At 41.6% G+C, this 503-nt stretch carries 1 protein-coding gene; it reads left to right on the top strand.

Annotation, left to right across the window (positions count from 1 at the left end; genetic code table 11):
- Nucleotides 1-18: 18 nt before the first annotated feature.
- Nucleotides 19-393, top strand: coding sequence for a hypothetical protein (locus tag J8L84_RS20235; protein WP_211072278.1), 375 nt, complete (start codon nt 19-21; stop codon nt 391-393).
- Nucleotides 394-503 lie beyond the last annotated feature (110 nt).

Raw genomic sequence — 503 nt, 5'->3', positions numbered from 1 at the left:
TAACTCAAGGACGGCTCAGTGAAATATAAGAACTTCAAGCCATTAGTTCATAATTTTACCCACTCGTTTGTGGGAGGTTGTAACTATCTTGATGGTAAATTTATATTCGAAGACCTTTTTGAGTTGGCTGGGAAACGCAAAGGAAGGAAAGTCATCATTCAATGGCTCCCTCACACAGAACAGCAAGATCCCGAACTATCAGATCGAGTTAAAGACTCTATAGATTTTTACTTAGATTGGCTGCCTGAAATGGCTTCAAATCTGGGCGTAGAAGTGGAAAAACTTACGGATTACCGGACAGAAGTATATGTGACACTTCTCAGAAGTATTTGCGTTAAGGCAATTGCTCATGATGACCGAGGTAATGAGTATTCATACATCATCAGAAATTGAGTTATAACAAACGCATTAACACTCGCTTCGCTCGCTAGGGACAAAAACACGTAGGCTCCCTTCGCTTCGCTCGGTATTATAGCCTACGTATTTTTGCCCGTTATGCGGGC

This window comes from Alteromonas sp. MMG017 (assembly GCF_018100795.1).
GTDB lineage: Bacteria > Pseudomonadota > Gammaproteobacteria > Enterobacterales > Alteromonadaceae > Alteromonas.
This window is presented reverse-complemented; position numbering and strand designations above follow the sequence as displayed.